The organism is Nonomuraea sp. NPDC005501 (genome assembly GCF_040605905.1).
GTDB lineage: Bacteria > Actinomycetota > Actinomycetes > Streptosporangiales > Streptosporangiaceae > Nonomuraea.
Window position 1 is genome coordinate 40,549 of the sequence record NZ_JBEXDT010000074.1, and the last position, 8,521, is coordinate 49,069.

At 73.9% G+C, this 8,521-nt stretch carries 6 protein-coding genes; 3 read left to right on the plus strand and 3 right to left on the minus strand.

Features of this window, described 5'->3' with window-relative positions:
- Positions 1-242: 242 nt before the first annotated feature.
- The 3 genes from ABZS51_RS30230 to ABZS51_RS30240 form a co-directional block, all read right to left on the minus strand.
- Complete coding sequence (locus ABZS51_RS30230) at positions 243-3,293, minus strand: BTAD domain-containing putative transcriptional regulator (RefSeq protein ID WP_355447934.1); 3,051 nt, start codon at positions 3,291-3,293, stop codon at positions 243-245.
- Positions 3,294-3,606: 313 nt separating this feature from the next.
- Positions 3,607-4,251 carry a GNAT family protein gene (locus ABZS51_RS30235; protein ID WP_355447937.1) on the minus strand — a complete coding sequence of 215 codons (645 nt, stop codon included), beginning with the start codon at positions 4,249-4,251 and terminating at the stop codon, positions 3,607-3,609.
- A 141-nt stretch (positions 4,252-4,392) separates the two neighbouring features.
- Positions 4,393-5,679, minus strand: coding sequence for a pyridoxal phosphate-dependent aminotransferase (locus tag ABZS51_RS30240; protein ID WP_355447940.1), 1,287 nt, complete (start codon positions 5,677-5,679; stop codon positions 4,393-4,395).
- 79 nt (positions 5,680-5,758) lie between these two features.
- Between ABZS51_RS30240 and ABZS51_RS30245 the strand changes: the two genes are divergently transcribed.
- The 3 genes from ABZS51_RS30245 to ABZS51_RS30255 are packed head-to-tail and all read left to right on the plus strand — an operon-like array spanning position 5,759 to position 8,385.
- Complete coding sequence (locus ABZS51_RS30245) at positions 5,759-6,694, plus strand: LysR family transcriptional regulator (RefSeq protein ID WP_355447943.1); 936 nt, start codon at positions 5,759-5,761, stop codon at positions 6,692-6,694.
- Between the two features lie 11 nt (positions 6,695-6,705).
- Positions 6,706-7,377 carry a ribonuclease HII gene (locus ABZS51_RS30250; protein ID WP_355447946.1) on the plus strand — a complete coding sequence of 224 codons (672 nt, stop codon included), beginning with the start codon at positions 6,706-6,708 and terminating at the stop codon, positions 7,375-7,377.
- A 9-nt stretch (positions 7,378-7,386) separates the two neighbouring features.
- Entirely contained in the window at positions 7,387-8,385 is a 999-nt protein-coding gene (locus tag ABZS51_RS30255) for an LLM class flavin-dependent oxidoreductase (RefSeq protein ID WP_355447949.1), read from the plus strand.
- The last annotated feature ends 136 nt before the right edge of the window (positions 8,386-8,521 follow it).

Below are 8,521 nucleotides of genomic sequence, written 5' to 3' on the forward strand. Positions count from 1 at the left end.
GGAGCACGACACCGGCCCCGGGGGGTTCGAGGCCGGTGCCGGGTCCGGCCGGTCGTCTGTGTGAGGCGGCTGGCCGTCGCGCGGAGCAACCCGACATCCGGGCCCCCTGGCGACGCGCGGCGACCGAGATGGCCGGCCGGGCTGCACCACTCCTCAGACGAACGGTCACGGGGGCTCGTGACTCCCTAAGGACAGCCTTGATCAACCATGTGTGGATGACACGACTGGACGACACGCTGTACTCAGGACTCGACGAGGGGCCCGTCGACGGCCTCGACCACGGAGGCGGGGGCGGCGGCGGAGTCCAGGAGGACCTTCAGGTCTCCGGCCTCGGGAGCGCCGAGCCTGGAGAAGATGTCGAAGGCCTGCCGTAGGCAGTCGGTGCTGCGCGTGGTGCTGCCCAGGCCCTTGAGCGCCTTGCCCAGCACGGCCAGCGAAAGCGCCTCGCCGTACGGGTGGCCGATCTCCCGCGACACGACCAGCGCCTGCTCGGCGTGGCGCACGGCCTCCGGGTAGCGCTTGGCGGCGATGAAGGTCTCGGCCAGCCGCGAGCACACCCGCTGCTCCCACACGCGCTGCTTGCTCGCCCGGAAGAACGCCAGGCACTCGGCGTGGTGGTGGACGGCCTCGGTGAGGCGGCCGACGCGGGACAGCACGATGCCGAGGTGGTAGCGGGCGCGGGCGGTGCCGGCGCCGCTGCCGATCTCCGTGAAGATCGCCAGGCCCTTCTCGGCGGCGGCGATCGCGTCCTCCGGCCGGTTGAGGCCGAGATGGTCGCGCGCGGAGTAGCTGAGCACCAGCGCCTCGCCGGCGGGCACGCCGCTCTCCCGGTACCAGCGCATGGCCGAGTCGAACCACGACAGGGCCTCGGTGTGGCGCCGCTGCCGCCCGACGACGACGGCGAGCGCGTTCTTGACCTCGCCCGTGACGATCTTCTCGCCGCGTTCCACGGAGAGCTCGTGGACCGTCCTGAACTGCTCCTCGGCCTCCGTCAGCCGGTTGCCGGCGAACAGCACCCGGCCGAGCACGTAGCGGGAGCGCAGCTCGCTGCCGGCGTCGCCGATGCGCAGCGCCGCGGCCAGGACCGCCCGGGTGCCGTGGTCGAACTCGCGGGTGTGGGTGCCCGACTCCATCAGCGGCTCCATGGCCACGAGCAGGTCGGCCGCGGGCAGCAGCTCCTCGGCGGTACGCGAGTCGGACGCCGCCTGGTTGATCGCGGCGAACAGCGAGTCACCCTCGGCGATCAGCCAGGCCACGGCCTCGTCGGCCGCCCCGAACGCCCGGCCCGTGCCGACCACCACGAGGTTGTCGGCGATCATGCTGCCCTCGTAGGCCAGCCGGTGCGCCGACTGGGCCGAGGCCAGGTAGAAGCCGAGCAGCCGGCGCAGCGCCAGCGTCTTGGCCTGCTGCCGCTCGGTCCTGTCGAGGATGCGCCGGGCGAACAGCTTCAGCAGGTCGTGGAAGCGGTAGCGGCCCGGCGCGGGCGCCTCCAGCAGGCTGGCGTCGACCAGCGACTCCAGCAGGTCCTCGGCCTCGAACGGGCTCAGCGACAGCACCGCGGCGGCGGCGCCGGCGGAGATGTCGGGGCCGTTGGGCAGCGACAGCAGCCGGAACGCGCGCTGCTGGGCGGGGTCGAGCTGGCCGTAGCCGAGGGCGAACGTGGCCTCCACGGCGAGGTTGCCGACGCGGAGCTCGTCGAGGCGGCGCTGTTCGTCGGCGAGCCGGGGCACGAGCGAGGCGACCGTCCAGGACGGCCGGGCGGCCAGCCGCGCCGCGACGATCCGCACGGCCAGCGGCAGGAACCCGCACGCGGCCACCACGTCCATGGCCGCCGCGTGCTCGGCGGCGACCCGCTCCGGCCCGGCCACGGACGCGAACAGCGACAGTGCCTCGTCCGGCTCCATGACGTCGAGGTCGAACAGCCGCGCCCCCGGCAGGTCGGCCAGCTTGACCCGGCTGGTGACGATGGCGGCGCAGCCGGGCGAGCCCGGCAACAGCGGGATGACCTGCTCGGCGTCTCGGGCGTTGTCGAGCAGGACGAGGATGCGGCGGTCGGCCAGCAGCGACCGGAACAGCGCCGACCGCTCGGCCGGCACCTCGGGGATCACGTCGGGCGGGATGCCGAGCGCCCGCAGGAACGCGCCCAGAGCCGACTCGGGCGCGGTCGCCTCGCCGGTGTAGCCGCGCAGGTCGGCGTAGAGCTGTCCGTCGGGGAAGAGGTCGTCGGCGGCGTGGGCCACGTGGACGGCCAGGGTGGTCTTGCCGACGCCGCCGATGCCGCAGATCACGGCCACCGGCACGCCTTCGGCCGTGTGCGACGAGAGCGCGCCCGTGTGCGATCCGAGCATCGTGCGCAGCCGCCTGGAGATCTCCTTGCGGCCGGTGAAGTCGCTCACCGTGGCCGGGAGCTGCGCCGGGCGGGGCAGCTCGTGGACCGGCTCCTCCGCGCGCGGCTCCGGCTCCTCCGCGGGCTCCGGGGCGACCGTGACGGCCGGCTGAGCGGCGGCGGCGAGCGACGGGTCGGCGGCCAGGATGCGCTGGTGCAGCGCGGACAGGTCGGGGCCGGGCTCGATGCCCAGCTCGTCGATCAGGGCATGGCGGGTCTCGGTGAAGACGGCCAGCGCGTCGCCCTGCCGCCCGCACCGGTACAGCGCCAGCATGAGCTGGGCCCGCAGCCGCTCGCGCAGCGGGTGATCGGCGGTCAGCGCGATCAGCTCGGACACCACGTCGGCGTGGCGGCCCAGCTCCAGGTCCACGTCCATGAGCGTCTCGATGGCGCTGAGCCGGCACTCGACGAGGCGGTCGCGCTGGTGCTCGGCGTAGGGGCCGACGGCGCCGGCCAGCGGCTCGCCCTCGAACAGGGCGAGGGCGGCGCGCAGCGCCCCGGCCGCGGCGGAGGGCCGCCCGGCCTTGCGGGCCGTCTCCGCCTCCTGCAGGCCGCGCTCGAAGCGGACGAGATCGAGCGCGCCGTCGGACAGGCGCAGCGCGTAGCCGCGTCCCACCGAGGTGAGGATCTCGGGGCGCGACCGGGCGGGCCGGTCGGGTTCGAGGACCGTCCGCAGCCGGGAGACGTACGTGCGCAGGGCGCCGAGGGCTCTGGGCGGCGAGTCGTCCCCCCAGACGGCGTCGATCATCTCGGCAGGGGTGACCGCGCGGCCCTCGCGGAGGAGCAGCATGCCGAGAATGGACCGCTGCAGGGGCGTGCCCAGGTCGAGTTCCTCGCCATCACGCCACGCCCGCACGGGACCGAGCACGGCGAACCGTAGGCCGCCTTCGACGCTCTGACCAGCCATGCCGTATGTCTCCAGGGCAATGGAACGATTTGTTACCAAATCATAGAGCGAACCTTGCCTGACACATAGGCATGCCCCTCTGCCGGGAAAACTTCCGGCGCATCGCGATCTTCGCCGAAAGGGGCTCTAGCGGGATTCTCTTCGTATTTTCGGGTTAAGGCGTTGATTCAGTGTTGATCGGGCGTTGAGTACCGGAGCGGATGCTGAGCAGCAAGTGAGGCATGGCCCCGGAACGAAGCGGGGGCGGTCATGCCTCCCGGAACGGAATACGGGCCCCGCCCTGATCACCCGGGCGGGGCCTTGGACATGGTTTCTACGCGGCCTCCACCAGCCCGAGTCTTCGCGCCAGCCGTTCACGGACGGCCGGCCACTCGGAGTGGAGGATCGAATAGAACGCCGTATCTCGGACCGTGTCGTCGGCGCCCCGGCTTTCCGCTCGCCGCACCCCGTCGAAGTGTGCGCCGAGAGCCTCGATGGCGGCCCTGGATCGGACGTTGCGTACGTCAGCCTTGAGCGTGATGCGGTGGACGTTCCAGGTCTCGAAGGCGTGTGAGAGCAGCAGGAACTTGCTCTCCCGGTTGACACCCGTGCCCTGGGCTGAGGCGCCCAGCCAGGTGTAGCCGATGTCCGCCACGGACGGGACCTCGCCCACCACGCTCTGTGCGCCCGGAGGCCAGGGCATGGGGCCCTGCCAGTAATCCAGGTTCATGAGACGGGTGGCACCGATCAGGCGATCGGTGTGCAGCCACCGGATGGCGAAGGGCAGCGTGCGGCCCTCCGCCTGCTCAGCCAGCGCGGCCTCCACGTAGGAGACCATCTCGTCCCGGCCGTTCGGGACGCGAGTGAAGGCATAGGTGGAGCGGTCTTCACTCGCCGCGGCGACGAGGTCGTCGATCGCCGCGGGGCTGAGAGGTTCCAGGCGCACGAGGCGCCCGGACAGGGTGACAAGAGCGGGCATGAGCACATGATGAGGGCTGACCGGGCCCGTTGTGACCAGGCCGCGAGCACCTTCTTCGGCGGGTTTCGGGCAACATGGTGTTTGCCCAGGTCAGCGGGGTGATTCCGGGTTTCGGACGGGCCCGCTGGGCGAAGATTTCGCCTAACCGTGACATGCGGTCGGCACGAGCGCCGGCCGTCGTTCACGCGCCGCCTCCGGGCGGCCCTTCGCGAGCCCCGACAGGCCGTCCGAGAGCTGGTCCAGGGCTGCCGAGATCCACGGCAGCGTGACGGGGTTCGGGGCGTCCAGGGCGGCCAGCCGCTGCTCGGCCGTCTCGCCGTACAGGAGGCTGACCGCGACGCGCACGCGGGCGGCGGAGGGGTCGTCGCCGAACGCGTGACCGGGCAGGACGCCGATGCCGTGCTCCTCCAGCAGCAGGCGGGTGACGGCGGCCGAGCCGCCGAGGCGGAGGTGGCCGAGGTCCGGGTAGAGGTAGAAGCCGCCCTGCGGCTCCGGCGTCCGGGCGCCGACCGCGGCGAAGCGGGCGTGGACCGCCCGCGCGACCGCGCCGTGCAGGCGGCGGCTCAGCGCGACGCGTTCGGCCAGCTCGGGCGGCTCGGTGAACGCCCAGGCCGCCGCCTGCTGCACCGGCGCGGCCGGTGAGGACCAGATCTCGCTGGCCACCGCGAGCAGCCTCTCGCGCAGGTCGTGCGCGTTCTCGGGCAGCCGGGTCACGCCGATCCGCCAGCCGCCCAGCGCGAGGCTCTTGCTCAGCCCGGTGGTCACGATCGTGCGCTCGGGCGCGAGGTCGGCGGGCGAGGTGTAGGGCGGGGCGGGGTCGTGCATCAGGTCGCGGTAGATCTCGTCGGAGATGATCACGAGGTCCAGCTCGCGGGCCACGTCCACCAGACGGCCGATGGTCTCGGCGGTGGCGAGGCGGCCGGTCGGGTTGTCCGGCAGCGTCACGAGGAGGGAGCTCACGGTACGGCCCCGCGCGCGGGCGTGGCGGACCGCCTCGGCGACCCGGCCGGGGTCCGGCACGCCGCCCTCGCCGGCGGGCGGGGGCACCAGGATGGACCGGGAGCCGACGAGGTCCGCCTGCGCGGCGTAGCTGACCCAGCTCGGCGCGGGCAGGACGATGTCGCCGCCGATCGCGAGGAGCAGGGCGTACAGGAGGGGCTTGCTGCCCGGTCCGCAGACGACCAGGTCGGGGTCGGTGGGGAGTTCGCGCCGGGCCCAGTAGCCCGCCGCGGCGGCGCGCAGCTCGGGGGCGCCCGCGACGGGGCCGTAGCCGTTGCGGCCGGACGCGGCGACCAGCCGGTCGCGCAGCGCCGGGTGGACGGGCAGACCTGCCTCCCCGAAGGCCAGGTGCAGCACGCGCTCCCCGGCGCGCCGTCTTCGCTCGATGTCCTCGTTGGCCGCCAGTGTGGCGGAGAGGGTGATGCTCATGTTTGTCACGTTCCCAGCCTGCTTAAAGTATTGCATCAGGACAAGCGAGGCTTTTTGTGGGTAGGCGAAAGAAGGTCCGATGCTCGATCTGCGGCGATTGACGTTGATCTGCGAGTTCGCTCGACGGGGCAGCATCGCCGCCACCGCCGCGTCGCTCGGCTACAGCCCGTCGGCGGTCTCGCAGCAACTCGTCGCCCTGGAGCGCGAGACCGGCACGGCCCTGCTCGACCGGACCGCGCGCAGCGCCGAGCTGACCGACGCGGGCCGCCGGCTGGTGGCGCACGCCGAGCGCATCCTGTCCATGGTGGAGGAGGCGGAGTCGGACCTGTCCGCGCACGCGGGCACGCCCTCGGGGCGGGTCGTGGTGACGGCCTTCCCGACGGGTGCCGTGGCGTTCGCGCCCGCGCTCGCCCGCTCGCTGCGCCGCCACACCGAGCTGACCCTCCGGCTCCGGCAGAGCCGGTCCGGCCGGGGCATGCGCGAGGTGCAGTCGGGCGAGGTGGACATCGCGCTGGTCGACGACTGGTACGGCCGCGCGCGCGACAGCGAGCACCTGCGCGTCTTCCCGCTGCTGCGCGACCCGCTCGTGCTGGTGGTGCCGCGTAAGCACCGGCTGGCCGACCCGGACGTGCCGATCGACCTGCGCGAGCTGCGCGACGAGCCGTGGATGGCCACCCCGGACGGCGAGCCGTCGCGGCTGGCCGTGGACCGGCTCCTCTCCGACGTGGGCGGCACGCGGCCGACGCCGTGGGAGTTCGAGGGGCTGGGCGCGATCCTGTCGCTGGTGGCCAAGGGGCTGGGCATCGCCGCCGTGCCGGCGCTCGCGCTCGCGGCGGGGGTACGGGGGGTGGCGGTGCGCCAGTTCCCGGGCGACCCGGTGGGGCGGGAGGTCCACGCGGTCGCCCGCGGGTCGAGCGTCCACCGGCCGTCGGTGTCGGTGACGCTGCGGGCCGTGCACGTGGCGGCCCGCTACATCGCCGCCGACCTGGACCCGATACGGCTCGCCGACCGGTAGCGTGTGCGGCTATGCCGCCGACGTACGACATCGAGCGCCTCCTGCTCTCCCAGCCCAGCGTCAGCACGGTGGCCGGAGTGGACGAGGTGGGCCGGGGCGCCTGGGCCGGGCCCGTGACCGTCTGCGCGGTCGTCACCGACCTGTCCGAGCCGCCCGCCGGGCTGACCGACTCCAAGCAGCTCACGGCCGCCCGGCGCGAGGCGCTGGCCGCCGAGCTGCCGTCGTGGGCCGCGGGCATCGGCTACGGCGAGGCCACGCATGAGGAGATCGACGAGCTGGGCATGACCGAGGCGCTGCGCCGGGCCGCCCGCCGCGCCCTCGACGCCCTCCCGGTACGGCCGGGGGCGGTCATCCTCGACGGCTCCCACGACTACATCGGCCCGCCCTGGCCGGTGCGCCTGGAGGTCAGGGGCGACGCGGCCAGCGTCTCGGTGGCCGCCGCGTCGGTGCTGGCCAAGGTGCGGCGCGACGCGCACATGGCGACGCTCGGCTGCGACGACTACGGCTTCGCCGACAACGCCGGCTACCCCTCGCCCGTGCACCAGGAGGCGCTGGCCCGGCTCGGGCCCACCGAGCACCACCGCGTGTCCTGGTCCTACCTCGACGACCTGCCGCAGTGGCGCCACCTCAAGCGCCACCGCGATCCGGCGGCGAGCGAGGGCCAGGTCAGCCTGTTCGGATAGGGAGGTCCGGTGCGCGTCGGCGTCTTCCTGGTGGCGGCCGGTTTCCCCGGGCGGGACCCGGGGCGGGTGCTGGCCGACACGGTCGAGCTCGTGGTGGCGGCCGAGGAGGCCGGGTTCGACGACGCCTGGATCGCCGAGCACCACTTCATGACGTACGGGGTGTGCCCGTCGGCGACGACGCTGGCCGCCGTGGCCGTCGGGCGCACCTCGCGGATCGGCCTGGGCACCGCGGTGAGCGTGCTGTCCACCTGGCATCCCGTGGCGCTGGCCGAGCAGGCGGCCATGCTGCACCACCTGTCGGGCGGCCGGTTCACGCTGGGAGTCGGGCGGGGCGGGCCGTGGGTGGACCTGGAGGTGTTCGGGACCGGGCCGGAGCGGTTCGAGCGCGGGTTCGGGGAGTCGCTGGACCTGCTCGTACGGGCGCTGTCGGGTGGCCGGGTGTCGGCCGAGGGGGAGTTCTTCCGGTTCCGGGAGGTGGCCATGGTACCCGCGGCGACGCTGCGGCCGGTGGTGGCCTGCACGTCGGAGGCGACGCTGGCGCTGGCCGCCGAACGGGGGCTGCCGATGCTGCTCGGGATGCACGTGGACGACCGGGAGAAGGCCGCCGCCGTGGCCGCGTACGACGCCCTGCGTGAGCACCGGCCGGGGGAGGCCGGGCATGTGGCGGCGGCCGTGGGGCATGTGGCGGACTCGACGCGGCAGGCCGTCCGGGAGCTCAGGGAGGCGATGCCGCGCTGGCTGGAGCCCGGCCTGGCCGGCTACCTGCCGGTGGACGGGCGGCCCAGGCCCCGCCGGGACGTGGCCGCGTACGCCGGCTTCCTGACCCGGGTGCATCCGGTCGGGTCGGCGGACCGGTGCGTGGAGGCGATCCTCGGCACGGCCGAGGCCACGGGGGTGCGGCGGCTGATCCTCATGGTCGAGGGGATCGGCGACCACCGGCGGGCCGTGGAGAACGTCCGCCGCCTGGGCGCCGAGGTGCTGCCCCGCGTCCGGGCGGCGACACTGTGATCCCGCCGGGACCCGCGCCGGCCGTCGATCCCGCGGGGACTCGCGCCGGCCGTCGATCCCGCGGGGACTCGGCCTTCTTCTTGTGCGGGCCGAGCACCATGATCATGTTACGGCCGTCCTGCTAGATCGGAAGAGA